The organism is Pseudomonas sp. R3-56 (assembly GCF_051132075.1).
In the GTDB taxonomy this organism is placed as follows: Bacteria; Pseudomonadota; Gammaproteobacteria; order Pseudomonadales; family Pseudomonadaceae; genus Aquipseudomonas.
This window is the reverse complement of sequence record NZ_CP071657.1, coordinates 4,507,302-4,530,436: the sequence shown is the minus strand read 5'-3', so window position 1 is coordinate 4,530,436 and position 23,135 is coordinate 4,507,302. Positions and strand designations below refer to the sequence as shown.

Annotated in this window: 21 protein-coding genes and 1 pseudogene; 14 read left to right on the top strand and 8 right to left on the bottom strand. The window is 62.6% G+C overall.

Translation table 11 applies throughout. From position 1 onward, the window contains the following. Window positions 1-51: 51 nt before the first annotated feature. Together J3P96_RS20535 and J3P96_RS20530 are read left to right on the top strand one after the other, a co-directional pair. The gene (locus J3P96_RS20535; protein WP_434658283.1) at window positions 52-1,068 is read left to right on the top strand and encodes an amidohydrolase family protein; all 1,017 of its coding nucleotides are present in this window, start codon (window positions 52-54) and stop codon (window positions 1,066-1,068) included. Window positions 1,069-1,277: 209 nt separating this feature from the next. Next, entirely contained in the window at window positions 1,278-1,742 is a 465-nt protein-coding gene (locus tag J3P96_RS20530; protein ID WP_018610122.1) for a DUF3859 domain-containing protein, read from the top strand. A 194-nt stretch (window positions 1,743-1,936) separates the two neighbouring features. Here the strand turns inward: J3P96_RS20530 and fabB are convergent, their stop codons facing one another. From fabB to J3P96_RS20505, 5 genes are all read right to left on the bottom strand, one after another. Continuing rightward, window positions 1,937-3,157, bottom strand: a complete 1,221-nt coding sequence (fabB, locus tag J3P96_RS20525; protein WP_434569400.1) for a beta-ketoacyl-ACP synthase I — start codon at window positions 3,155-3,157, stop codon at window positions 1,937-1,939. A gap of 11 nt (window positions 3,158-3,168) precedes the next feature. Then, window positions 3,169-3,684 carry a 3-hydroxyacyl-[acyl-carrier-protein] dehydratase FabA gene (gene fabA, locus J3P96_RS20520; RefSeq protein WP_030138344.1) on the bottom strand — a complete coding sequence of 172 codons (516 nt, stop codon included), beginning with the start codon at window positions 3,682-3,684 and terminating at the stop codon, window positions 3,169-3,171. Window positions 3,685-3,933: 249 nt separating this feature from the next. Further along, window positions 3,934-5,835, bottom strand: coding sequence for an ATP-binding protein (locus J3P96_RS20515; protein WP_434653249.1), 1,902 nt, complete (start codon window positions 5,833-5,835; stop codon window positions 3,934-3,936). Continuing rightward, the gene (locus J3P96_RS20510; RefSeq protein ID WP_434653247.1) at window positions 5,832-6,764 is read right to left on the bottom strand and encodes an ABC transporter substrate-binding protein; all 933 of its coding nucleotides are present in this window, start codon (window positions 6,762-6,764) and stop codon (window positions 5,832-5,834) included. The genes J3P96_RS20515 and J3P96_RS20510 overlap by 4 nt, the downstream gene beginning before the upstream one ends. Next, the gene (locus tag J3P96_RS20505) at window positions 6,765-8,924 is read right to left on the bottom strand and encodes a TonB-dependent receptor plug domain-containing protein (protein ID WP_434653244.1); all 2,160 of its coding nucleotides are present in this window, start codon (window positions 8,922-8,924) and stop codon (window positions 6,765-6,767) included. It lies immediately after the preceding gene. A 164-nt stretch (window positions 8,925-9,088) separates the two neighbouring features. On the opposite strand from J3P96_RS20505, the gene J3P96_RS20500 reads away from it, so the two are divergent. The 8 genes from J3P96_RS20500 to J3P96_RS20465 all read left to right on the top strand — a co-directional run bounded on the left by J3P96_RS20500 (window position 9,089) and on the right by J3P96_RS20465 (window position 15,404). Then, window positions 9,089-10,114: an NAD(P)H-dependent glycerol-3-phosphate dehydrogenase gene (locus J3P96_RS20500; RefSeq protein WP_434653242.1), complete on the top strand. Its 1,026-nt coding sequence runs from the start codon at window positions 9,089-9,091 to the stop codon at window positions 10,112-10,114. Between the two features lie 30 nt (window positions 10,115-10,144). Beyond that, on the top strand, window positions 10,145-10,492 hold the full coding sequence (locus J3P96_RS20495) for a DUF4389 domain-containing protein (RefSeq protein WP_434569395.1): 348 nt from the start codon (window positions 10,145-10,147) through the stop codon (window positions 10,490-10,492). Next, on the top strand, window positions 10,489-10,941 hold the full coding sequence (gene sixA, locus J3P96_RS20490; protein WP_434653240.1) for a phosphohistidine phosphatase SixA: 453 nt from the start codon (window positions 10,489-10,491) through the stop codon (window positions 10,939-10,941). Before J3P96_RS20495 ends, sixA begins: the two co-directional genes overlap by 4 nt. A gap of 50 nt (window positions 10,942-10,991) precedes the next feature. Next, window positions 10,992-11,435 (top strand): hotdog fold thioesterase, encoded by a 444-nt coding sequence (locus J3P96_RS20485; protein WP_434653238.1) that lies wholly within the window; start codon window positions 10,992-10,994, stop codon window positions 11,433-11,435. Window positions 11,436-11,709: 274 nt separating this feature from the next. After that, window positions 11,710-12,504: an alpha/beta fold hydrolase gene (locus tag J3P96_RS20480; RefSeq protein WP_434653236.1), complete on the top strand. Its 795-nt coding sequence runs from the start codon at window positions 11,710-11,712 to the stop codon at window positions 12,502-12,504. Continuing rightward, window positions 12,501-13,352: an alpha/beta hydrolase gene (locus tag J3P96_RS20475; protein WP_434653234.1), complete on the top strand. Its 852-nt coding sequence runs from the start codon at window positions 12,501-12,503 to the stop codon at window positions 13,350-13,352. Before J3P96_RS20480 ends, J3P96_RS20475 begins: the two co-directional genes overlap by 4 nt. Window positions 13,353-13,499: 147 nt before the next feature. Further along, window positions 13,500-14,306 carry a DUF4892 domain-containing protein gene (locus tag J3P96_RS20470; RefSeq protein WP_434653232.1) on the top strand — a complete coding sequence of 269 codons (807 nt, stop codon included), beginning with the start codon at window positions 13,500-13,502 and terminating at the stop codon, window positions 14,304-14,306. Window positions 14,307-14,366: 60 nt separating this feature from the next. Beyond that, complete coding sequence (locus J3P96_RS20465) at window positions 14,367-15,404, top strand: AI-2E family transporter (protein WP_434603211.1); 1,038 nt, start codon at window positions 14,367-14,369, stop codon at window positions 15,402-15,404. 32 nt (window positions 15,405-15,436) lie between these two features. Here the strand turns inward: J3P96_RS20465 and J3P96_RS20460 are convergent, their stop codons facing one another. Both J3P96_RS20460 and J3P96_RS20455 read right to left on the bottom strand, forming a co-directional pair. Continuing rightward, the gene (locus J3P96_RS20460) at window positions 15,437-16,483 is read right to left on the bottom strand and encodes a sensor histidine kinase (RefSeq protein WP_434625209.1); all 1,047 of its coding nucleotides are present in this window, start codon (window positions 16,481-16,483) and stop codon (window positions 15,437-15,439) included. Next, window positions 16,483-17,241, bottom strand: a complete 759-nt coding sequence (locus J3P96_RS20455) for a response regulator (RefSeq protein ID WP_434625207.1) — start codon at window positions 17,239-17,241, stop codon at window positions 16,483-16,485. The genes J3P96_RS20460 and J3P96_RS20455 overlap by 1 nt, the downstream gene beginning before the upstream one ends. A gap of 272 nt (window positions 17,242-17,513) precedes the next feature. Between J3P96_RS20455 and pyrF the strand changes: the two genes are divergently transcribed. Continuing rightward, window positions 17,514-18,212 (top strand): orotidine-5'-phosphate decarboxylase, encoded by a 699-nt coding sequence (pyrF, locus tag J3P96_RS20450; protein WP_434569389.1) that lies wholly within the window; start codon window positions 17,514-17,516, stop codon window positions 18,210-18,212. Between the two features lie 132 nt (window positions 18,213-18,344). On the opposite strand, the gene J3P96_RS20445 is transcribed toward pyrF, so the two are convergent. After that, entirely contained in the window at window positions 18,345-19,349 is a 1,005-nt protein-coding gene (locus J3P96_RS20445; RefSeq protein ID WP_305496080.1) for an NADP-dependent oxidoreductase, read from the bottom strand. Window positions 19,350-19,574: 225 nt separating this feature from the next. Here J3P96_RS20445 and J3P96_RS20440 point away from each other — a divergent pair, with 225 nt between their 5' ends. The 3 genes and pseudogenes from J3P96_RS20440 to J3P96_RS20430 form a co-directional block, all read left to right on the top strand. Then, window positions 19,575-20,336 carry an SDR family oxidoreductase gene (locus tag J3P96_RS20440; protein WP_434569387.1) on the top strand — a complete coding sequence of 254 codons (762 nt, stop codon included), beginning with the start codon at window positions 19,575-19,577 and terminating at the stop codon, window positions 20,334-20,336. A gap of 206 nt (window positions 20,337-20,542) precedes the next feature. Further along, window positions 20,543-21,940, top strand: a complete 1,398-nt coding sequence (locus J3P96_RS20435) for a PLP-dependent aminotransferase family protein (protein ID WP_434653229.1) — start codon at window positions 20,543-20,545, stop codon at window positions 21,938-21,940. A 110-nt stretch (window positions 21,941-22,050) separates the two neighbouring features. Beyond that, a pseudogene (locus J3P96_RS20430) lies at window positions 22,051-23,109 on the top strand (methyl-accepting chemotaxis protein); the annotation flags it as partial. Window positions 23,110-23,135 lie beyond the last annotated feature (26 nt).

Here is a 23,135-nt window from a genome sequence, read left to right as displayed (position 1 = left end):
CTGAACCCAGGCGGGACGGATGGGTCTATGCTGCTTATGGCTTTTCGGAGACTGCCTGTGCCTTTGACCCGTTTGATCTTCATTTGGCTGCTGGCTGTTTCGAGCACCGGCGCTGTGGCTCGCGAATACACCTACAGTGATGCGCACCTGCACTACGTCGATTTCTTCCAGGAAACGGCCGGCATGCCCAAGTTGCTCAAGGCCATGGCGGACAATCGCATCGAGCATGTGATGATCTCCGGCGTGCCGGTGGCCAAGAAATGGCATGAAGACGAACCCAAGCGCCCGCGCTATTACGCCGGTGACGATGCCGACGCCTATTGGTACAGCGCCACCGATGTGATTGTGGCCGCCGCGGTAAACAAACTGTCCGCCGAACAGCGGCAGTACTTCCATCCGTTCCTGTCCGGCTTCAATCCCAATGACAAGAACTCCGACGCTCATATCCAGCGCATGCTCGACCTGTATCCGGGGCTGTGGCAAGGCATCGGCGAAGTTTTCACTCGCCATGATGACCTGACGGCGCTGACCTCCGGCGACACACCGCGCGCCAACAACGAAGCGATGACGCGGATCTATCACCTCGCGGCGGAAAATGACCTGCCGGTGATGCTGCATTCCAACATCACCTCCAAGCGTGAGAAAAATCCGCTGTACCTGGCGGAGGTCGAAGAGCCGTTGCGCAATCATCCCCATACGCGATTCATCTGGGCTCATGCCGGCACCAGCATGGAAATCCATCGGCACCAGACTCGGCTGGATTTCCTGTTGCCCACCCTGACGCGGATGCTTGAGTCTTATCCCAATCTGTTCATCGACCTGTCCTGGAGCATGCTCACGCCGTATTTGCTCGACGAGGCGGGTAAGCCCCGCGAGGAATGGGTAAAACTGGTGGAGCGCTTCCCGGAGCGCTTCATGCTCGGGTCTGATGTGGTCGGACGCTTCAACAAGCTGGGCAAGGAGCTGCACAGCTTCGACCCGTTCCTTGATGCCTTGCCGGAAGATGTCGCGAGGAAAGTGGCGCGGGATAACTTCCTTTCGGTATTGCCGCGCTCAGTGACCCGCTAAGTCCGTTTTTGTGGCGAGGGAGCTTGCTCCCGCTGGGCTACGCAGTAGCCCCAAAATCTGGCGACTGCTGCGCAGCGGAGCGGGAGCAAGCTCCCTCGCCACAGGTCAGCCATAACCCAGGCCATTGGGGGCATGGCGAACATCGCCTTGTCATCAGGCTGTCACTCCCGCGTCATACCCTCGCGCTCATCTCAATCAAGGAGCGCACTATGCATCTCACCCGTTCAAGCGCACTGGTCGCGCTGTTGTTGACCTGCGGCCTGGCACAGGCCGAAGTCCGTGTCGAAGGTCCGGTGGAATACGGTGTCTTCGAAGGGCCGCAAGCCGAATTGCAATCGGGCGAGCGGGTCTTGCGGCGCAGCAATGAGCAGATCCGCCAGACCGAGAGCGTACCGGCAAAGCTGGGCACCAAATTTGGCATGCGTTACCAACTGGCCGGCAAGGTCGCGGATGACCAGCCGTTGACCCTGTTGTATTTCACCCCGGGCATCCGTACCCCCGATGGCGTGCGCCATGACAAATTCGAAGTCATCCAGAAGCTGGTGCCTGGCGCGCCGCAGGATGTGATGGCCTACGAATTCACCGAAAGCCACGAAGTGGTGCCGGGGGAGTGGCGATTCATGGTGTTCCAGGGTGATCGGTTGCTGACGCAGCAGCGGTTTGTCGTGCGCTGAACCTTCATTTGCGCAGATCAAAAATGTGGGAGCGAGCCTGCTCGCGAAGGCAGGGCGACAGTCAGGGAATCGTTGCCTGACACTCCGCTTTCGCGAGCAGGCTCGCTCCCACAATGAACCCAGGCACATTTGCCGGACAAAAAAAACGCCCCGAACCAGTCGGGGCGTTTTTGTGTGCGGCGTAGCAGCGGGGCTTACTGGCCCTGCCAGCGCTTCATCACCAGGGTGGCGTTGGTGCCACCGAAGCCGAAGCTGTTGCTCATCACGGTGTTGATGGTGGCGTTTTCGCGAGTCTTGGTCAGGATCGGCAGGTCGGCCACTTCCGGGTCAAGCTCGTCGATGTTGGCCGAACCGGCCATGAAGTTGCCTTCCATCATCAGCATGCAGTAGATCGCTTCGTGAACGCCGGCGGCGCCCAGGGAGTGACCCGACAGGCTCTTGGTGGAGCTGATGGCCGGGGCCTTGTCGCCGAACACTTCACGTACGCCCTTCATCTCCGCGACGTCGCCGACCGGAGTCGAGGTGCCGTGGGTGTTCAGGTAGTCGATTGGCGTATCGACGGTGGACATGGCCATCTGCATGCAGCGCACGGCACCTTCGCCGCTTGGCGCGACCATGTCGTAGCCGTCGGAAGTGGCGCCGTAGCCGACGATTTCCGCATAGATTTTCGCGCCACGGGCGAGGGCGTGTTCCAGCTCCTCGACCACGACCATGCCGCCACCGCCGGCGATGACAAAACCGTCGCGGTCGGCATCGTAGGCACGGGAAGCTGTCTGCGGAGAGTCGTTACGCTTGCTGGACAAGGCGCCCATCGCGTCGAACAGGAACGACTGGCTCCAATGTTCTTCTTCGCCGCCACCGGCGAAGACGATGTCCTGCTTGCCCATCTGGATCTGCTCGACCGCGGTGCCAATGCAGTGGGCACTGGTGGCGCAGGCGGAGGAGATCGAGTAGTTCAGGCCCTTGATCTTGAATGGCGTGGCCAGGCAGGCCGACACAGTGCTGCCCATGGTCCGCGTGACGCGGTACGGGCCGACACGCTTGACGCCTTTCTCGCGCAGGATGTCCAGCGCTTCCATCTGGTTCAGGGTCGACGCGCCACCGGAACCGGCGATCAGGCCGGTGCGCACGTTGGAAACCTGCTCGTCGGTCAGGCCGGAGTCAGCGATTGCGTCCTTCATGGCCAGGTAGGCATAAGCTGCCGCGTGGCCGACGAAACGGTAGATCTTGCGATCGATCAGCTCTTCGAGATTGAGGTCAATGGAGCCGGAAACCTGGCTACGCAGACCCATTTCGGCGTATTCCGGGTTGTACCGGATGCCAGGGCGACTTGCACGCAGGTTAGCGGAGACGGTCTCTTTGTCATTGCCCAGGCACGAAACGATGCCCAGACCAGTGATAACGACGCGGCGCATGCGGATAACCCTTAGAAGTTGTCAGTGGAGGTGAAAACGCCGACCCGAAGGCCTTCGGCGGTGTAGATCTCGCGACCGTCGACAGCCACCGAACCATCGGCAATGGCCATGTTCAGCTTGCCCTTGAGGACGCGTTTGATATGAATGTTATAGGTAATCTTCTTCGCGGTCGGGAGCACCTGACCGAAGAACTTCACCTCGCCCGAACCCAGGGCGCGACCGCGACCCGGCAGGCCCTGCCAGCCAAGGAAGAAGCCGACCAGTTGCCACATGGCATCCAGGCCCAGGCAGCCCGGCATCACCGGGTCACCTTCGAAATGGCAGGCGAAGAACCACAGGTCCGGAGTGATATCCAGCTCGGCGACCAATTCACCTTTGCCGTACTTGCCACCCTCGTCGCTGATATGGGTGATGCGATCCACCATCAGCATGTTCGGGGCGGGCAGTTGCGCGTTACCTGGGCCGAACAGCTCACCGCGACTGCAGCGCAGCAGATCTTCCCGAGTAAAGGCGTTTTGTTTGGTCATGCGAGCTCCTCAATAGTCCCATGCGGCAGGGTGGGGCAAATCTTCCCGGCCGATCGAAGCGTTCATGCCTCGAGTCGGCAGCCTACTCATAGACTATTGCGTTGTAGTGAAAGTCACAGCGCACGGGAAAATGAATGTACACCTGTGCACTGAAATTGTTATTCGTTTCCCGATCGAGTCTTGTCCGGGTGCTTAAGACTGCCGCACTTTCGCCTTTCACGCCAGTCACAGATGGTCCGGGGCCCCGGATCAACGTACCCAGCGCTGCAAAATCTGCTGCAGGTCAATTCTTTTGAATGGCTTGGCCAGGTAATCGTTCATGCCTGCGGCCAGGCAGGCTTCACGGTCGCCCTGCAACGCGTTGGCCGTCAGGGCGATGATGGGCACCTCGGCACAGCCCGGCAACTGACGGATCTGTCGCGTGGCTTCGTAGCCGTCGATCACCGGAAGCCGGCAGTCCATCAGGATGACTTCGAAAATCAGGCTTTCGGCGCTGCGCACGGCCTGGGCGCCATCGGTGGCGACGCTGACCGTGAAGCCCAGGCTGCGCAGCATGGCTTCGATCACGGTCTGGTTGACCGGATTGTCTTCCACCAGCAAGACGTTGCGGCCCTCGCCATCATTGCCGCCACCGGGGGCGCGCGGGGCCAGGGTCGGTGGAGACTGCCGCGACAGCGCGAGCGGGATTTCCAGGGTGAACACCGAACCTTGGCCTTCCGCGCTCTGGGCCCGCAGTGTGCCGCCCATGCGTTCGGCCAGGGTGCGCGCGATCGGCAGGCCCAGGCCCGTGCCGCCATAGCGGCGGGAAATCGAACTGTCGGCCTGCTGGAACGCATCGAACATGCGCTCCAGGCTGTCGGCCGGGATGCCGATCCCGCTGTCGCGTACCGTGCAGGTGAACCACAGCAGTTCATGATCCAGCGCCTGCCACTGGCATTGCACGGTGACGCGCCCCTGGTCGGTGAACTTCAGTGCGTTGCCAATCAGGTTGACCAGGATCTGGCGGATCCGCGTCGGGTCGCCTTGCACTTGCAGGGCCCGCATATCGTCGGGGATCAGCAGGTCCAGGCCCAGCTTGCGTTGCGCGGCGCTGTGCTGGAACGACTGGGCGCAGCTGCCGACCAGTTCCGCCAGGTTGAAAGCGATATGTTCAAGTTCCAGGGCCGAACGTTCGATGCGCGAGAAGTCGAGAATGTCGTTGATCACCTTCAGCAGGTGCTCGGTGGATTCCGAAGCCAGCGCGGTGTACTCGTGCTGCTCGTCGGTCATCTGGGTGGTTTCCAGCAACTGCAACATGCCCAGGACGCCATTCATGGGCGTGCGCAGTTCATGGCTCATCATGGCCAGGAATTCCGATTTGGCGCTGTTGGCCTTTTCCGCTTCCTCGCGGGTCTGGATCAACTGCGCCATGGCTTGCTGCTGTTCGCGGCTGGCCTGCTCGAGGCCGTCGGCCAGATTGTTGATGTGCCGCGACAGAGCGCCCAGTTCGCCGTCGTCGACGATCGGCAAAGGGGTGCTGTAGTCGCCTTGCTGGATCGCCTTGACCGCATTGCCGATGTCGCGGATCGGCTGTGACAGGCTGGCGGCCAGTCGGCGCGCCACCAGGAAGGTAAAGAGCAGGGCGAACAACGCCAGGATCGCGGCCTTGAGCAGGATCTCCTGCTGGCGCTCGCTGAAGGCATCACTGGACATGCCGACGATCACGCGGCCCAGGTAGTCTTCACCGGGCGCCTCGGTGGACGGGCTGGTGCCTTGCAGGAAGTCATTGTTCAGCGCAATGCGTTGCAGGCGAACCGGAGCCTGGAACACTTCTACCTGCCGCGAGTGGTTGCGCGTCTGCGCCGGTTGCTCGACGTACACGAGGATCCGCTCCGTGCGGTCCTGGACTTCCAGGAAGCGTACATGAGGGGTGGCCAGGGTGGCGGTGAGCAAACTTTCTAGCACCTCGTTGTTGCCGGAAATCACCCCGTATTCCGCAGCCGGAGCCAGCTGGTTGGCGATCAGTTGCCCGGTGTGGTTGAGCTCCTGGCGCAAGTCCTGGATTCGCACGAAGGTAAAGAAGCTGATCAACAGCACGGTCAGCAACAATGCCGGGCCGAGGGCAATGAGCTGGGTGCGGGTATTGATATCCCAACGTCGACGCAAGGTCATGGGCGGTGTTCTCCTTCTGCCAGCTGCGCAGCGACGGCTTCGGCATCAATCGGTTCAATGCCCAGCGAGCGGGCGACCTGCTGGTTACTCATGACTTTGAAACGGACCGGATACAGCGTGCGCGGCCAGCTGGCGGTGGGACGGTCGAGCAATTCGTCGAGGATCGCCAGCCAGTCGTCCTGGTCGCTGTAGGTGCTGGCCAGGCTGCCGGCCCTGACAAAAGCGGCGCTTGGCCCGATCAGCGCGCGTTGCCGGGCGTAGCTGCTGAGCAGCAGGTTCTTCACGGTCTTGGGGTTGTAGAGGTCGGGGTCATCGAGGCCCAGCAGTACGTCGCTGCGGCCCAGCAGGTTCTGCAAGGGACGGTTGTCACTGCTGTCGTCCCAGCGTTCGCTGACGATTTCCAGGCCCAGCGGCCTAGCTGCCTGCTGGATGTCCTTGAGCAGGAATTCGCTGTGCCGGTCGAACAGCACGCCGACCCGCCGCACTTGCGGCAGCACCCTGCGGATCAGTTGCAGTTGCCGCGCCATGGGCGGATCGCTCCACAGCAGGCTCAGACGCTCAGGCGTTGCCTCGCCCAGGCGTTCGTATGCCTGCAAGCGACTGATGCGCAGGACCAGCGTGGCCGGGCCGTGGTTTTTTTGCAGGCGCCAGTCGAGGCTTGGCGGATCAAGCAGGACCAGGCGCACATCGCCGGGCAGACGGTCCGGCGACGGCAGGCTGGCCAATGGCGCGAACCGCACGTTGTCTTGCGGGCGTCGGGCTTGCAGGGCCTGGGTGAACGATTGCACGCCGGGGCTATCCTGGGCGCCGGTCAAGAGAATCTCGGCGGCCCGGGCATCGAGGGTCGTCAGCAGACTGACAAACGCCAGGCACAGGAGTAGCGGCAGGCGGCCGCGGAGGGGCGTCTTGCGCGGTTGGTCCACAGACATCTAGAACGACAGCTCCGCGCTGAAATACAGGACGTGACGGGCGTCGTAGCGATTGTCGGCGAATGTGGTCGGCTGGTTATCGAGGCGCTGCTGCACGATACCCGCCAGCTCCAGGCTGGCCTTGCCCAGGGGGATCCGCTTGGCGACGCGGGTATCGACCCGCTCGTAGCGGTAGCCATTGAGATCGTCGGCCCCGTAATAGAAAACCGCGCTGTTCCAGCCCTGGCCCCAGTCGTGCAGCCATCCGGCCGAGCCGCTGTTGCGGGCGGTCAATTGTTCGTCGAGAGGATTGCTGGCCTGGGCATCGACGTAGGCATAGGTCAGGCGCAGGCGATCGGCGCCGGTCAGGCGCCAGTCGAGCTGGGTCTCGGCACCGTCGAACTGCGAGTCGTTGGCATTGCTGGCGATGTACTGGTTGTTGCGCAGCGGTTCGCTGATCATGCCGGTGATTTCGTCATGGAACAGCTTCACATCCACCGTCAGGCCCAGGTCCATGAAATAACCGTTGTAGCCCAGCTCTCGCGAGCGCATGTGCTCCTGCTCGAGGTTCCCCGGGCCGCGCGTGCGGACGAAATAGCGCGCGCTGTCCTGGCCGAACGCGGCGGGCCGCAGGTTGGTGACCTGGTAGCTCCAGTTGACGTTGTTCTCGAACATGTCTGGCGAGCGCACCGCTTCGGAGTACACCGCCCGAAGCCCGTGTCGCGGGTTGATCAGGTAATTGACCGCGACTCGCGGGGTCAGTGAGCTGCCGGTCAGGCGGGTGTCTTCGAACATCGCCCCACCCTGTAGCAGCCAATGCTCGCTGGCGCGCCATTCGAGTTGGCCGAACAGACGCCAGGTGGTGTCGTCCAGCGTGCCGTTGAAGTACGTCTCGGAGTCGGCCCGGTCGTAGCGATAATTCGCCCCGGTGACCAGGCGCAGGCTATCGGACAGGCTCAGGGTGTCCTGGATTTCCAGGTCGTAACGTGACTCCCGGGCGCTCTGGTCGATGTCGCCGCACAGGGTTCGCGAGGCACCGTTGCGCCATTGATCGATCACCTGGTTGGCCAGCGCCTGCTCCTGGGCCGTGCCGGCAGGTGCCCCTGTGCCAAGGAAGCTTGGAATATTGCGCGCCAGCTTCTCGGCGTAATTCGGGTTGAGCTGCCAGAGGTCGGTCAATTGCGGGCTGAAGGACACCTCGGCATCGCAGGCGCGCCAGGTCTGCTGGCGATCCCAATGCTGGATCGAGCCCTGTACGTAGAGACTGTGGTTGGGGTCCAGGTCGAGGTTCCAGCGCAACGAACCGGCGTAGTCCTTGGCGATGACATCGGAGTTGTCCCCGGCCGCGGTTATCCCGGCGAAAACCGGGCGATAGGTATAGGGCCGCTGGTTGCTGCCCTCCTTGGCGCTCAGTTGCCAATCGATGCTCTGCCATTCGTCCAGGGCCTGGCTGACGGAAAGGTTGATGCGATTCAGGCGCCGACTGTCGCGGTAGTCCGCGCCGTTGCGGTCACTGTCGAAACCGTCGTCTTCCTGGCCGGACAAGGACAGGCGCATATCGCCATTTTCCCAACCGCTGCCCTGGCTGGCGTACCAGTCGCTGATGCCACGCTGGCCCCGGGTCATTTTCAAGCGGGTGCCGTGGCTACCCGCCGGGGCGCGGGTGATGATATTGACGACTGCCATCAGCGCGTTGGCGCCGTAGCTGACGGTGTTGGGGCCGCGGAAGACTTCGATCCGGTCGATGTCTTCCATGGCGACCGGAATGTCACTCCAGTCCACCGTGGCGAGGCCGGCGCGGTACACCGAGCGGCCGTCGATCAGCACTTGCATGCGTCGCGCTTCGCTGGCGTTGGTGCCGTGGTAGTTCACCGTGGCCTGGTTGCCGCTGAGGTTGCCGACCATCATGCCCGGCACCAGGCGCAACAGTTCGCTGATGTCCCGGGCACCGCTGGCCTTGATCAACTCGCTGTCAAGCACGGTCATGCTGCCCGGCACCGCCGCCGGCGACTGTTTCAGGCGCGTGGCGGTAAGTACCTGGGGCAGGGGCTGGTTGTCCACGAACAGATCATCGGCCACCACGGAGGGGCTGATGACCAGCGCCAACAGCAGTGATGAACCTGGACGGGAAGGGCCAACGAACACGGCACAGCCTTTGATTGAAGGAGGGATGGCGGGCATGTTAACCGAGCCGTGCGACTTTTCCATTCACGTTGGCAGCATTTTCCACGCAATTGATTGTCAGCTTGCTACTGCCATCGGTAATTGCTGACGGGGCTGGTCGCGGTTCGGCTGCTCCGTATAATGCCGGGCATTGCCACTTGGTATGGAAGAGCGGATTGCATATGACTGAACAGCGCCCGATCGCGGTCCTGGGAGGCGGGAGTTTCGGCACCGCCGTGGCTAACCTGCTGGCGGAGAACGGCCACGCGGTGCGCCAGTGGATGCGTGACCCGGAGCAGGCCGAGGCCATCCGGCTCAACGGGGAGAATCCGCGTTACCTCAAAGGCATCAAGGTTCGCCCTGAAGTGGAGCCGGTCACCGATTTGCAGGCCGCGCTCGAGGGCAGCGATCTGTTCTTCGTTGCCTTGCCTTCCAGCGCCCTGCGCTCGGTGCTGGCGTCCCACGCCGAACGCCTGAGCGGCAAGTTGCTGGTGAGCCTGACCAAAGGCATCGAGGCGCAGACCTTCAAGCTGATGAGCGAGATTCTTGAGGAAATCGCCCCCAAGGCGCGCATCGGCGTGATTTCCGGGCCGAACCTGGCGCGGGAAATCGCCGAGCATGCGCTGACTGCCACCGTGGTCGCCAGTGAAGACGAGGAGCTTTGCCAGCGGGTCCAGGCCGCCCTTCATGGCCGAACCTTCCGGGTCTATGCCAGCGCCGATCGTTTCGGCGTGGAGCTGGGCGGGGCGCTGAAGAACGTCTACGCGATCATCGCCGGCATGGCGGTCGCGCTGGGCATGGGCGAAAACACCAAGAGCATGCTGATCACCCGGGCGCTGGCGGAGATGACCCGTTTTGCCGTCAGCCAGGGTGCCAACCCGATGACATTCCTCGGGCTGGCCGGGGTGGGCGACCTGATTGTCACCTGCTCTTCGCCCAAGAGTCGCAACTACCAGGTCGGCTTCGCCCTCGGCCAGGGCCTGAGCCTGGACGAGGCCGTGTCGCGCCTGGGCGAAGTGGCGGAAGGGGTCAATACCCTCAAGGTCCTCAAGGCCAAGTCCCAGGAGACCGGCGTGTATATGCCGCTGGTCGCGGGACTGCACGCCATTCTGTTTGAAGGGCGCACGCTGGAGCAGGTCATCGAACTGTTGATGCGTGGCGAACCGAAGACCGATGTCGATTTCATTTCCACCAGCGGTTTCAACTGATTCCGTATCGACCGCAAGCAGGAGCGAACCATGAACGATCCGAAAGGGCAGCCCCAATACGAATCCATCCTGCTGCGTGTGCTGTGGATGGTGATTTACCTGCTGGTCTGGCAGGTGGCGCAATTCATCCTCGGCGCCGTGGTGCTGGTGCAATTGGTTTATCGACTGATCTACGGCGCACCCAGCGCCAGCCTGATGAATTTTGGCGACAGCCTGAGCCAGTTCCTCGCGCAGATCGGCCGCTTCGGCACTTTCCACAGCGACCAGAAACCCTGGCCCTTCGCTGACTGGCCGACCCCGCGGACACCGGAAGGCGAAGCGCCTCACACCGTGGCGCCGGCGCCGCACCCGGTCCGTGACGAGGAACCGAAACTATGAAACTGTGGGTATTGCGTCACGGTGAAGCAGAGCCGCACGGGGCTCGTCCGGACCCTGAGCGGGTATTGACGGTCCATGGCCGCGAAGAGGTGCTGCGCAGCGCCGGGCAGTTGATGGCTGAGCCGTTGCGGGCCATTTATGCCAGTCCCTACGTGCGTGCCCAGCAAACCGCGCAACTGGTGCGTGAAGCCCTGGGGTTCGAGCCTGAGTTGATCACGGTCGACTGGCTCACCCCGGAGACCCGGCCGGCCGATGTGTTGAAACATCTGGAGGACCAGGACGACGTGCTGCTGGTCAGCCACAACCCGCTGGTGGGCAGCCTGCTGGGCTTGTTGCAGCACGGCCACCTGCAGCAACCTGAACAGGTGCAAACGGCCGGCCTGGCCGAGCTGGAAGGCGACCTGCCGTTGGCCGGCTCGATGAACCTCAAGAGCCTCAGGCATCCCTGAGAAACCGCTTCCGGGCGGGCAAAACAAAAAAATCACGAAGGAAGGGCACGATGAGTCATTGGCGCACCACCCCCAACATCGAACAACTGAACGCCGCCGGTAAGAACACGATCAGCGAAGTGCTGGACATCCGTTTTGAATCCTTCGATGACGAATCCCTGACCGCGAGCATGGTGGTCGATCACCGCACCCACCAACCGTTCGGGTTGCTGCACGGCGGCGCTTCGGTGGTGCTGGCCGAAACGGTCGGGTCCATGGCCGCCTACCTGTGCGTGGACACCAGCAAGTTCTATTGCGTCGGCCTGGAAATCAACGCCAACCACCTGCGCGGCGTGCGCAGCGGGCGGGTCACCGCGACGGCGCGCGTGGTTCACCTGGGCCGCACCACGCAGGTCTGGGACATTCGCCTGGTCAATGATGATGGCAAGGTCAACTGTGTATCGCGCCTGACCATGGCGGTAGTGCCGCTGGGCGAGCAGCCGCCGGGGCGTTGATGCCTACGCGGATGTCTTCGTGGCGAGGGAGCTTGCTCCCGCTGGGCCGCAAAGCGGCCCCCGGTCAATTGACTCGCGCAGCCTGACATACCGCGTCGCCTGGCTTCGGGCCTGCTGCGCAGGCCAGCGGGAGCAAGCTCCCTCGCCACGGGTGCAGCGGGGCAGGGCGCCATATCCCAACCCCGACTGTCATCATTCCTGTCAGTTACGGTCATTGCCGGGCTATCGGGTTCTGCGGACAATCGGTGGCAGTTCTCGCAACGGATCGGCCAACATGTCGCAACAGGTGTTTTTCGCCCACGCCAATGGTTTCCCCTCGGCCACCTACGGCAAGCTGTTCGCCGCGCTGGCGCCGCAATATGAGGTCGCGCACCTCGAACTGCACGGTCACGACCCACGGTTTCCGGTGGACGACAACTGGAACAACCTGGTGGACGAGCTGATTCATCACCTGGAGCAGCAACCGGAACCGGTGTGGGGCGTCGGCCATTCCCTGGGCGGTGTGTTGCACTTGCACGCGGCGTTGCGTTGCCCTCGGTTGTATCGCGGCGTGGTCATGCTCGATTCCCCGGTGCTGACCCGCGCCGACCGATGGCTGATCCTGGCCGCCAAGCGCATGGGGTTCATTGATCGCCTGACCCCGGCCGGGCGGACACTGGGACGGCGCGAGGAATTCAGCGACCTGGCGTCGGCGCGGGCCTATTTTGCCGGCAAAACGCTGTTTCGCGGTTTCGACCCGGAATGCTTTGAAGCTTATCTGCAACATGGCTTGCAACCCGTCGGTGACCGGTTGCGGCTGCGCTTCGACCCGGCCACGGAGATCAGCATCTACCGTGGCGTGCCCCATACCCGCCCCGCGAGGGCTGGAACACTCCGGGTTCCGCTGGCGGTAGTACGGGGCCGGCAGAGTCGCGTGGTGATGCGTCATCACACGCGTGTAGTGGGGCGCATGCCGCAGGGTGAATCCCTGACCATGCCCGGTGGCCACATGTTTCCCCTCGAATATCCCCAGGACACGGCCAACCTGCTCAAGGACCTGCTTAAGCGCTGGCAAGGGCCTGACGCATGAACGGCGTCGAAGAGGTTCGCCTGAGCTTGCCCCACATCGAACTGGCGGCGCATCTGTTCGGACCGGAGGATGGCCGGCCGGTGATCGCGCTGCATGGCTGGCTGGACAACGCCAACAGCTTCGCCCGGCTCGCCCCACGGCTGGAGGGTGTGCGGGTGATTGCCCTGGACATGGCCGGCCACGGTCATTCCGGACACCGCCCGCCCGGGGCCGGCTACGCCCTGTGGGACTACGCCCATGATGTGCTGCAAGTGGCCGAGCAATTGGGCTTGAAACGTTTCGCGCTGTTGGGGCACTCGATGGGTGCCATCGTTTCGCTGGTGCTGGCCGGCTCCCTGCCGGAGCGGATCACGCACCTGGGCCTGATCGACGGGGTGATTCCGCCTACAGCCAAGGGCGACAATGCGGCGGAGCGCATGGGCATGGCCCTGCAGGCGCAGCTGGATTTGCAGGAAAAGCGCAAACCGGTCTACACAACCCTCGACCGAGCCATCGAAGCGCGCATGAAAGGGCTGGTGGCGGTCAGTCGCGAGGCCGCCGAGTTGCTCGCCCAGCGCGGCCTGATGCCAGTGTCGGGCGGCTATACCTGGCGCACCGACAACCGCCTGACCTTGCCATCGCCACTGCGCCTGACCGATGAACAGGCCATGGCGTTCGTGGCCCGAGTCGCCTGTCCAGCGCACCTGGTGGTGGCAGCTGACGGCATGCTGGCCCAGCATCCGGAGTTGCTGGAACGTCTACCCTTCAGTCATGAGCGGTTGCCTGGCGGTCATCATTTGCACCTGAACGACGAGGTCGGTGCGGCTCTTGTAGCAGACTGTTTCAATCGGTTCTTCAGCGTTTCTTGACTTGCGCCGGGCAACTGTCGAGGCTTGGCGGGTGGAAAGGGAGCCAACCATGACAGAAAACCGTACATTCGCCTTGCTGCGCATCAGCATTAAAAAACGCCTTCGCGTCGCGCGGGTCCAGGCACAGTCGATCCGATGAAACTATCCATGTATTCATTCGCCCTGCTGGCGCTGGCCGCTTTCGGTCCGGCCGCCCTGGCCGCCGATGTGCCCGGCAGCCAGGACCTGGCGCGCGTGCCGCGGATGCCCGACGCGCAAATCGTCGATTACAAGCAAACCAGCGACCTTGAGCGTATCTACCCGATGGGCTCGATCCGCAGGATCAGCGGCCAGCTGCGCTTCGATGGGCAGGTCGACGCCCGCGGCAACGTCACGTCGGTCACCTATGAATTACCGCCGGAGCACACCGCCACCCAGGCTTTTACCGCTGCTCGCGAAGCACTGCAGAAGCAGGACGCCGAGCTGCTTTTCTGGTGCCAGGCGCGTGATTGCGGTGAGAGCAGCCTGTGGGCCAACCAGGTGTTTGGCAATGCCAAGCTCTATGGTGCCGACAGCGGCCAGGCCTATCTGCTGTTGCGCCTGGCGCCGCCGGCGGACAACACGCTGATCGCGCTGTATGCCATCACCCGCGGCAACCGCAAGGCCTACCTGCACGTCGAACAGTTCGAAGCGAACGCTCCCCTGGGGGATCTGCTGCCGACATCTGCGACGTTGCTGCGCCAGCTCAAGGACACCGGCGTGCTGGATCTGCCGCGTCTTGCCGGCGAGCCGGACGACGCCTGGCAACGCTTGCTCTCCCGGGCGCTGAACCTGGACACCGGCCTTCGGGTCAGTATCGCCGGCCCGCAGGCCGAGGTCTGGCGCCAGGCCCTCATTGGCCAGGGTGTGCGGGCCGCGCGCATGGAGACGTCCAGCGATGACGCGAAGGGTCTGCACCTTGAACTGTTGCGATAAGCTGTTTCAGGGATGCACCCTACGCCGTTGACCGGCCCCGTTAATTTTTCGAGACCTTTCATGCTCAATAACGATCGGCTATTGGTGCAGATCCTGCTGCTGGTGTTGTTCGGCGCAAGCCTCTGGGTGATGGCGCCATTCTGGTCGGCGCTGTTCTGGGGCGCCGTGCTGGCTTTCGCCAGCTGGCCGCTGATGCGCTTGCTGACCCGCTGGGTCAACGGGCGTGAATCCCTCGCCGCGGCGTTGCTGACGGTCGGCTGGATGTTACTGGTGGCGGTGCCGCTGGTGTGGCTGGGATTCAACCTGGCCGATCATGTGCGCGATGCCACGGCGTTCATCAGGGATGTCCAGGTCGACGGCCTGCCCGCAGCGCCGGAATGGCTGGCTGGTGTGCCGCTGGTCGGTGGGCGGCTGGTGACGCTCTGGGACAGCATCGACCAACAGGGCGCGGCGATGATGGTGTCCATCAAGCCATACCTCGGAAGGGTCGGCAATTGGTTGCTGGCCCGCAGCGCGCAAGTAGGCGGCGGTATTCTCGAACTGACGTTGAGCATCGTGTTCGTGTTCTTTTTCTACCGTGACGGCCCGCGCCTGGCGGCCTTTGTCCAAGGCTTGCTGGAGCGGTTGATTGGTGACCGTGCCGGGTACTACGTCGACCTGGTGGCCGGTACGGTGCAGCGGGTGGTCAACGGCGTGATCGGTACCGCGGCGGCCCAGGCCGTGCTCGCGCTGATCGGTTTCCTGATCGCGGGCGTGCCGGGAGCACTGGTGCTTGGTATTGTCACTTTCCTGCTCAGCCTGATTCCCATGGGCCCGCCGCTGGTCTGGATCCCCGCCACGGCCTGGCTGGCGTGGAAGGGCGAATACGGGATGGCGGTGTTCCTCGGTATCTGGGGCACCTTCATCATCAGCGGCGTGGATAACGTGCTCAAGCCTTACCTGATCAGCCGCGGCGGAAACCTGCCGCTGGTCATCGTGCTGCTGGGGGTTTTCGGCGGGTTGATCGCCTTTGGTTTCATCGGCCTGTTCATCGGTCCGACGCTGTTGGCGGTGGCGTACAGCTTGCTGACGGATTGGAGCAAGAGCCACGCGCGGTAACGCTACCGCCGCGGATTTTCGATTGCCTCAAATCAACGACGGGGCAGGCCGATCACCGCCGTTAATCCGCCCCCGGGAGTTTCCTCCAGGCTCAATTGCCCACCCAGACGTTCGGCGGCTTCCCGGGCGATGGTCATGCCCAGGCCTACGCCGCCGGAGTTGCGGTTGCGCGAGCCTTCCAGGCGAAAGAACGGCTCGAACACAGCTTCGCGTTTGTCTGCGGCGATGCCGGGGCCGTGATCGATCACTCGGATCAGCAATTGGTGGCGCTGGTCTTCCAGGACGATCGAGGCATGACCGGCGTAGCGCAAGGCATTGTCGATGAGGTTGTTGATGCACGAGCGCAGCGCCATGGGTTGCACCAGCAGCGGGGCGCAGGCACCACTGACCTGGACATCGGCACCCTGATCCTGGGCATTCTCGCTCAGTGATTCCGCCAAGGCTTGCACATCCATCCATTGCAACGCTTCGCTGGTGCGTTGTTCATGCAAGTAGGAAAGCGTGGCGTCGAGCATGCCGATCATGTCGTCCAGGTCCTGGCGCATCTGGTTTTGCAGCTTGGGGTCGTCAATCTGTTCCAGGCGCAACTTTAGCCGTGACAGCGGCGTTCGCAAATCATGGGAGACCGCGCCGAGCATCCGCGAGCGCTGTTGTACCTGCTCACGGATCCGCTGCTGCATCAAGTTGAACGTATGGGCCGCCTGGCGTGCCTCCCTGGGGCCGCTTGCATCCAATGGCTGGCTGTCGAGGTTCTCGCTTAATCGTTCGGCGGCCTCGCTCAGGCGCTGGATCGGCCGGGTCAACAGCTTGGCGCCGTACCAGGCGGCTACGATCAGGAACACAAACTGAAATGTCAGCGGCACCACGGGACCGCCGAACCGCGGGCGCAAAGGACGATCGGTTGGTGGCGCCGAGCCTTGGCCGCCTTCGATTGGCCGGGAAGACTCGGGTGGTGGTCCCGGAGGCGGTGGCGGGCCGTAGTAGAAAAACCAGGCAAAAGCCAGCAGGTGCGCCAGGACGATCGCCAGCAAAAGCACGCCGAACAGCCGGCCGAACAGGGTGTCCAGGCGCATGCGCATCAACTGATGGCTCGCGCGTCGAACAGGTAGCCTTCACCGCGTACGGTCTTGATCAACTGCGGGGCCTTCGGGTCGTCACCCAGCTTTTGACGCAAGCGCGAGACCAGCAGGTCGATACTGCGATCAAAGGCTTCGATCGAACGACCGCGGGCCGCGTCCAGCAGTTGTTCACGGCTGAGCACTCGGTGCGGACGCTCGATGAACACCCATAGCAGCCGGAACTCGGCGTTGGATAGCGGCACCACCAGCCCGTCGGCGGAAATCAGTTGGCGCAGTACGCTGTTGAGCCGCCAGTTGTCGAAGCGGATATTGGCGCGCTGCTCGGTGCGATCATCACGCACGCGGCGCAGGATGGTCTGGATTCGCGCCACCAACTCCCTGGGTTCGAAGGGCTTGGCCATGTAGTCGTCGGCACCCAGTTCCAGGCCGATGATGCGATCGGTGGGTTCGCAGCGGGCAGTCAGCATCAGGATCGGAATGTCCGATTCGGCCCGCAGCCAGCGGCACAGCTGCAAGCCGTCCTCGCCCGGCAACATCAGGTCCAGGACGACCACATCGAAATGCCCGGCCTGCAGCGCCTGGCGCATGGCCGCGCCATCGGTCACGCCGATGGCGCGAATGCTGAAGCGGGCCAGGTAGTCGATCAGCAGTTCTCGGATCGGTACGTCGTCATCGACGATCAGTGCGTGGGTGCTCCAACGCTTATCGTCGTCGAGTACTTGTGGGTCGCCAGAATTTGCAACAGGGGTGTTCTGCATGGGTGCATCATCTGCCAAGTTGACTGCCAACCGCAGAGAGGCGGCGAGGCGTGGTTAGAGCATAAGCTTCGGCCGGTGGGCCGTGAAGCGCCGGAATAACCGGGTGCGGCGGCGCAGATTAACGTGCCGGCGTGTTGCATGCGTGTCATGAATGTATCGGCGCGGACACAGAGGGCGCCAGGGCTGACGACGATTTACCGATCATCGGGTCCCGCACAGGCGCTGGTTCCGCTACAATGCGCGCCGATTTCGACTTGCCTGAGAGCCCGCTCATGTCCGCCTGCCAGACGCCTATCATCGTCGCCCTGGATTTCCCTACCCGTGACGCCGCCCTGAAGCTGGCCGACCAGTTGGACCCCAAGCTCTGCCGGGTCAAAGTCGGCAAGGAACTGTTCACCAGTTGTGCTGCGGAAATCGTCGGTACCCTGCGGGACAAGGGCTTCGAGGTCTTCCTCGACCTGAAATTCCACGACATCCCCAACACCACCGCCATGGCCGTCAAGGCCGCTGCGGAGATGGGCGTGTGGATGGTCAACGTGCACTGCTCCGGTGGCCTGCGCATGATGGCGGCGTGCCGGGAAGTGCTGGACCAGCGCAGCGGTCCGAAACCGCTGCTGATCGGTGTGACCGTGCTGACCAGCATGGAGCGTGAGGACCTGGCGGGAATCGGCCTGGACATCGAGCCCCAGGAGCAGGTGTTGCGTCTGGCGGCGCTGGCGCAGAAGGCCGGTATGGACGGTCTGGTCTGTTCGGCCTTGGAAGCCGGCGCCCTGAAGACGGCCCACCCGTCGCTGCAACTGGTGACCCCGGGGATTCGTCCAGCGGGCAGCGCCCAGGACGACCAGCGCCGTATCCTGACTCCGCGCCAGGCACTGGATGCCGGTTCTGACTATCTGGTGATCGGCCGTCCGATCAGCCAGGCCGCCGATCCGGCCAAGGCCTTGGCGGCGGTGGTGGCCGAACTGGCCTGACGCCCACCTATGGTTCAAATCTGCTCACCATCTGTGGGAGCGAGCCAGCTCGCGAAAGCGGTATGTCAGTCAAGCTGATATTGACTGACACGGCCCCTTCGCGAGCAGGCTCGCTCCCACAGTTGCTTCCTGTCAGACCTTCAACACCAACTTCCCGAAGTTCTCCCCGCTGAACAGTTTGGTCAGCGTTTCAGGAAACGTTTCCAGACCTTCGACAATGTCTTCCTTGCTCTTGAGCTGACCCTTGGCCATCCAGCCGGCCATTTCCTGCCCGGCGGCGGCGAATTGCGCGGCGTAGTCCATGACCACGAAGCCTTCCATGCGCGCACGATTGACCAGTAGCGACAGGTAGTTGGCCGGTCCTTTCACCGCTTCCTTGTTGTTGTATTGGCTGATGGCACCGCAAATCACCACGCGGGCCTTCATGTTCAGGCGGCTGAGCACCGCATCGAGGATGTCGCCGCCAACGTTGTCGAAGTACACATCCACGCCTTTCGGGCATTCGCGCTTGAGGCCGGCGTGGACATCTTCGCTCTTGTAGTCGATGGCGCCGTCAAAGCCCAGCTCATCAATGAGAAACCGGCATTTATCGGCGCCGCCGGCAATGCCGACCACGCGGCAGCCTTTGATTTTGGCGATCTGCCCGGCGATGCTGCCCACCGCCCCGGCGGCTCCCGAGAGCACTACGGTTTCGCCGGCCTTGGGGGCGCCCACATCCAGCAGGGCGAAATAGGCGGTCATGCCGGTCATGCCCAGCGCGGACAAATAACGCGGCAGCGGCGCCAGTTTCGGATCTACCTTGTAGAAACCTCGTGGCTCGCCGAGAAAATAATCCTGCACGCCCAATGCACCGTTGACGTAGTCCCCGACCGCAAAGCCCGGATTATTCGACGCGACCACCTGGCCTACGCCCAAGGCTCGCATGACTTCACCGATGCCGACCGGCGGGATATAGGACTTACCCTCGTTCATCCAGCCACGCATGGCCGGGTCCAGAGACAGGTATTCGTTCTTCACCAGGATCTGACCGGCTGCCGGTTCGCCGACCGGCACTTGTTGATAAGTGAATGTCTCGCGGGTCGCGGCGCCTACCGGGCGTTTGGCGAGCAGGAACTGGCGATTGATCTGAGCAGTCATGGCTGGGACTCAAGATGAATGAAGCCTTGTTGATAGACCCTCGGCGGGTTGACCGCAAGGTTTGCCGACACAGCGAATGCACGTCGATCCAACCTGGTGATGACGAGACTGGGGCTGTTATCACTGGCATCCATGGATATCCAACCGGCATTTGCATAGTGCTGCCGCAGTAGCGCGAACGATGACTATATTCAGTGACTCCCGTAACTCTTCGAGGCATTGACGATGAGCATGACGTTTTCCGGACAGGTTGCCGTGGTGACGGGCGCGGCAGCAGGCATTGGCCGCGCCACCGCGCAGGCGTTCGCGGCGCAAGGCCTGAAAGTGGTCGCGGCGGACCTGGACGTGGCGGGCGGCGAGGGTACGGTGCAGTTGATTCGCGATGCCGGTGGCGAGGCGGTGTTCGTGCGCTGTGACGTGACCGTGGAAAGCGATGTGCGACGTCTGATGGACGAGGTGATCAGTGCCTACGGTCGCCTGGATTACGCATTCAACAACGCCGGCATCGAGATCGAGAAGGGCAAGCTGGCCGATGGCACGCTGGACGAGTTCGACGCGATCATGGGGGTCAACGTCAAAGGCGTCTGGCTGTGCATGAAGTATCAATTGCCGTTGCTGCTGGCCCAAGGGGGCGGCGCTATTGTCAATACGGCCTCGGTGGCCGGGCTAGGGGCCGCGCCGAAAATGAGCATCTATGCAGCCTCCAAGCACGCGGTGATCGGGCTGACCAAGTCGGCTGCCATCGAATACGCCAAGAAGAAAATCCGTGTGAACGCGGTCTGCCCGGCGGTCATCGACACCGATATGTTCCGGCGCGCCTACGAGGCGGACCCGAAGAAAGGCGAATTCGCCAATGCGATGCACCCCGTGGGGCGTATTGGCAAGGTCGAGGAGATCGCCAGCGCGGTGCTGTACCTGTGCAGCGACGGGGCGGCATTCACTACGGGGCATTCACTGGCCGTGGACGGCGGGGTCACGGCGTTCTGACCGTCATGGTTGCAGCCCTGCATGCAGGACGAAGCCCGCACTGGATGCGGGCTTCGTTTTTGGAGGCAGGTGCGCTCGATTGACCGGCCAATGTATTTCAAAGGATGAGAAGCAGGCGTTTTCACGTCTTTGGCTTACATCGTCCGACTCGGCCCTGTGCTTAACTCTTTCGAACGTAAAACATTCGCTTAGGAGCTTGGTTACTCATGGAGTTGAGAATCGACCGGCAGGCCCTGGTGCCTGTCGTGCAGCAAATTGTCGACGCGCTGGCCAGCCGGATCCGCCAGGGTGTGGTGCCACCAGGGGCGCGCCTGCCATCGATCCGGCGGCTCGCGCGGGAAAACCTGCTAAGCCAGGCGAGTGTCCACGAAGCCTGCCAGCGGCTGGTGGCCCAGGGGCTGCTGGCCTCTCGTCATGGCTCAGGTTTTCTGGTTGCCTCAGGCCCCTTGGCATGGCATGAGCCTGCCGATCAGTTTTGGCCGCCGGGCATTTCTGACCAGCAGGCGGGATTGGGGGACGGTTTGCCAGGGCCACTGGAGTTGGGTGGCGGCGGGTTGCCGGAGAGTTGGCGTGAAAGCGATGACCTTGGTTATGCGATCCGCCAGGTCTCTCGAACCGACATGGCGGGGCTGTTCAACTACAGCACGCCGATGGGGCTGCCGGCACTGCGGGAGCAATTGTCCAGGCGCCTGAAACAGTTCGATATCGATGCCGATGAAAACCTGATCCTGACCACGACGGGGGTAAGCCACGGGCTGGACCTGATCGTGCGCACACTGCTGCAAGCAGGGAGCTGCGTCGTGGTGGAAAGCCCGGGTTATTCGAAGCTGTTCGACCTGCTCAGGCTGCACAGGATCGACATGATCGAACTGCCGAGAACACCGCACGGCCCGGACATCGCTGCGCTCGAATGTCTGTTGGCGATGCATCGCCCCAACGCCCTGTTCATCAACAGTGCCTGCCACAACCCTACCGGCAGCAATCTTTCCCTGGCTGTCGCCCAGCGATTGCTTGAGTTGGCGAAAGAGCACGCCATGCTGGTTATCGAGGACGATGTCTATGCCGATTTCCAGGGTTCGACGCGAATCCGCCTGGCCGCTCTGGATGCCGATGTGATCTACCTCGGCAGTTTCTCGAAAACCCTCAGCAGTTCGTTACGAGTCGGCTTCGTGGTGGCCGGGCCCTGCGTTATCGCGCGATTGAGCGAGGTCAAGGGAATAACCAGCATGGGCGGGTCGCGATTCTCTGAAGCGGTACTGACCAATCTGTTGGCCAACGGTGCCTACCGAAAACTGGTCCAGCGCCAGCGGCAGCGGCTGAATGCCGATATGGCCATGACGTTGCAGTTGCTCGACGAGGCCGACTGGGAAGTTTTTGGCAAACCGGCAGGGGGGCTATTCATTTGGGCGCGCCCGCCCATTTGCGACTACGGCAGGTTGCAGCGTCTGGCCAGGTACTCCGGCATCCAGCTGTCCTCGCGTACGGCGTTCAGTCCTTCAGGCACCGACACTGACTGGTTGCGGATCAACGTGGCCCATGCCCGAGACCCCAAGGCGTTGGCGTTTTTCCATGCCACGGCTCTGGATCGACCTCAAGTGTCCTGAAAACGACGCGGCTGTAGCTTTTTGCCATTATTCCGACGCAGGCATCTTGTGTTGCGAGGTGTCTCGTTGCGAATCTGCAAGCAACACACACTGGCAGAGGACTGGGCGCAATGATTACGGCCGTGCAAGGACGTTTCGCCAACCTCGGTATGGCGAAAAAACTGGGCATCGGGTTTTTCCTGGTGTTGCTGCTCACTGCGTTGGTGGCGGCCATCGGTGTCTGGTCCCTGCAAACCATCAGTCAGCGTTTCGATGGTTTGAAACAGATGTCGTCCCTCAACAGCGGGTTGCTCAAGGTCCGGTTGCTTGAGCAGGAATACGCCTCGCGCTCCGACCCCAAGACGGCCGATGCCTTGCGCCAGGGTGTCGATGCATTGGTTGCCCTGGCGAATGAGCTCAAGGCGCAATCGGCTGCCAATGTACCGGTGATGAATGATGTGGAGCAGGCCCTGGCGGCGTATCGCAAGGCGTTCGATGAGTTTGTGGATCTGAGCCAGAGCAAGGACCTGGCCCTGGAAATGGCCAGTTGGTCGGTTTCCAGTGTCGCCAACAACCTGGATGTGTTGCAGGCGGGTCTGGCTGATGACGGCGCCTATACCTTGAAAGAGTCCGAAGGCAAGGACGGTGCGGAATTCATCGAGCAGGCCAACCAGGTCAGCGAGGTCTCGCGGCTGATGCTGCAGGCCATGAACGAAGCGCGGGTTCGCTTGGACCAGAGCCGTAAAGGCAGCGAGGAGAACGCTGGGCAAGGCAACATCGAACAGGCCGAGCAGGCCATGAAACTGGCCGAAGTACTCAAGGGCGCGGTCAAGGATCCAGGTTACCAGACCGTACTCAACGAAGTGGCCGGGCACATCGGCGGATTCAATCAGCAGTTGGCCGAATACACCGGTTTGCTGGCCAAGGAGAAAACCGTCTACCAGCAATTGCATGAGCGTGCCGACCAGGTTGTGGCGCGGGTCGACCAGGCCTACAACGTCGAAGACAGTGCAATGCAGGCGGAGCTGAAGAAAAATTCGCTGATGATCGTCGGTTCGTCGGCCCTGGCCCTGCTGGTGGGATTGATCGCTGCCTGGCTCATCACCCGGCTGATCGTTACGCCGCTGCGCAGTGTCATTCGCGTCGCCCAACAGATTGCTTCAGGTGACTTGAGTGCCAAGGTCGATGTGACACGTCGGGATGAGATCGGCCAGTT

What these genes read in the sequence shown, in the direction of transcription:
- pyrF (WP_434569389.1), top strand. Translation starts at nt 17,514, where the DNA reads ATGTCCGCCTGCCAGACGCCTATCATCGTCGCCCTGGATTTCCCTACC.
- sixA (WP_434653240.1), top strand. Translation starts at nt 10,489, where the DNA reads ATGAAACTGTGGGTATTGCGTCACGGTGAAGCAGAGCCGCACGGGGCT.
- J3P96_RS20530 (WP_018610122.1), top strand. Translation starts at nt 1,278, where the DNA reads ATGCATCTCACCCGTTCAAGCGCACTGGTCGCGCTGTTGTTGACCTGC.
- J3P96_RS20510 (WP_434653247.1), bottom strand. Translation starts at nt 6,764, where the DNA reads ATGTCTGTGGACCAACCGCGCAAGACGCCCCTCCGCGGCCGCCTGCCG.
- J3P96_RS20515 (WP_434653249.1), bottom strand. Translation starts at nt 5,835, where the DNA reads ATGACCTTGCGTCGACGTTGGGATATCAATACCCGCACCCAGCTCATT.
- J3P96_RS20445 (WP_305496080.1), bottom strand. Translation starts at nt 19,349, where the DNA reads ATGACTGCTCAGATCAATCGCCAGTTCCTGCTCGCCAAACGCCCGGTA.
- J3P96_RS20505 (WP_434653244.1), bottom strand. Translation starts at nt 8,924, where the DNA reads ATGCCCGCCATCCCTCCTTCAATCAAAGGCTGTGCCGTGTTCGTTGGC.
- J3P96_RS20500 (WP_434653242.1), top strand. Translation starts at nt 9,089, where the DNA reads ATGACTGAACAGCGCCCGATCGCGGTCCTGGGAGGCGGGAGTTTCGGC.
- fabA (WP_030138344.1), bottom strand. Translation starts at nt 3,684, where the DNA reads ATGACCAAACAAAACGCCTTTACTCGGGAAGATCTGCTGCGCTGCAGT.
- J3P96_RS20440 (WP_434569387.1), top strand. Translation starts at nt 19,575, where the DNA reads ATGAGCATGACGTTTTCCGGACAGGTTGCCGTGGTGACGGGCGCGGCA.
- J3P96_RS20460 (WP_434625209.1), bottom strand. Translation starts at nt 16,483, where the DNA reads ATGCGCATGCGCCTGGACACCCTGTTCGGCCGGCTGTTCGGCGTGCTT.
- fabB (WP_434569400.1), bottom strand. Translation starts at nt 3,157, where the DNA reads ATGCGCCGCGTCGTTATCACTGGTCTGGGCATCGTTTCGTGCCTGGGC.
- J3P96_RS20455 (WP_434625207.1), bottom strand. Translation starts at nt 17,241, where the DNA reads ATGCAGAACACCCCTGTTGCAAATTCTGGCGACCCACAAGTACTCGAC.
- J3P96_RS20435 (WP_434653229.1), top strand. Translation starts at nt 20,543, where the DNA reads ATGGAGTTGAGAATCGACCGGCAGGCCCTGGTGCCTGTCGTGCAGCAA.
- J3P96_RS20465 (WP_434603211.1), top strand. Translation starts at nt 14,367, where the DNA reads ATGCTCAATAACGATCGGCTATTGGTGCAGATCCTGCTGCTGGTGTTG.
- J3P96_RS20485 (WP_434653238.1), top strand. Translation starts at nt 10,992, where the DNA reads ATGAGTCATTGGCGCACCACCCCCAACATCGAACAACTGAACGCCGCC.
- J3P96_RS20495 (WP_434569395.1), top strand. Translation starts at nt 10,145, where the DNA reads ATGAACGATCCGAAAGGGCAGCCCCAATACGAATCCATCCTGCTGCGT.
- J3P96_RS20470 (WP_434653232.1), top strand. Translation starts at nt 13,500, where the DNA reads ATGTATTCATTCGCCCTGCTGGCGCTGGCCGCTTTCGGTCCGGCCGCC.
- J3P96_RS20480 (WP_434653236.1), top strand. Translation starts at nt 11,710, where the DNA reads ATGTCGCAACAGGTGTTTTTCGCCCACGCCAATGGTTTCCCCTCGGCC.
- J3P96_RS20475 (WP_434653234.1), top strand. Translation starts at nt 12,501, where the DNA reads ATGAACGGCGTCGAAGAGGTTCGCCTGAGCTTGCCCCACATCGAACTG.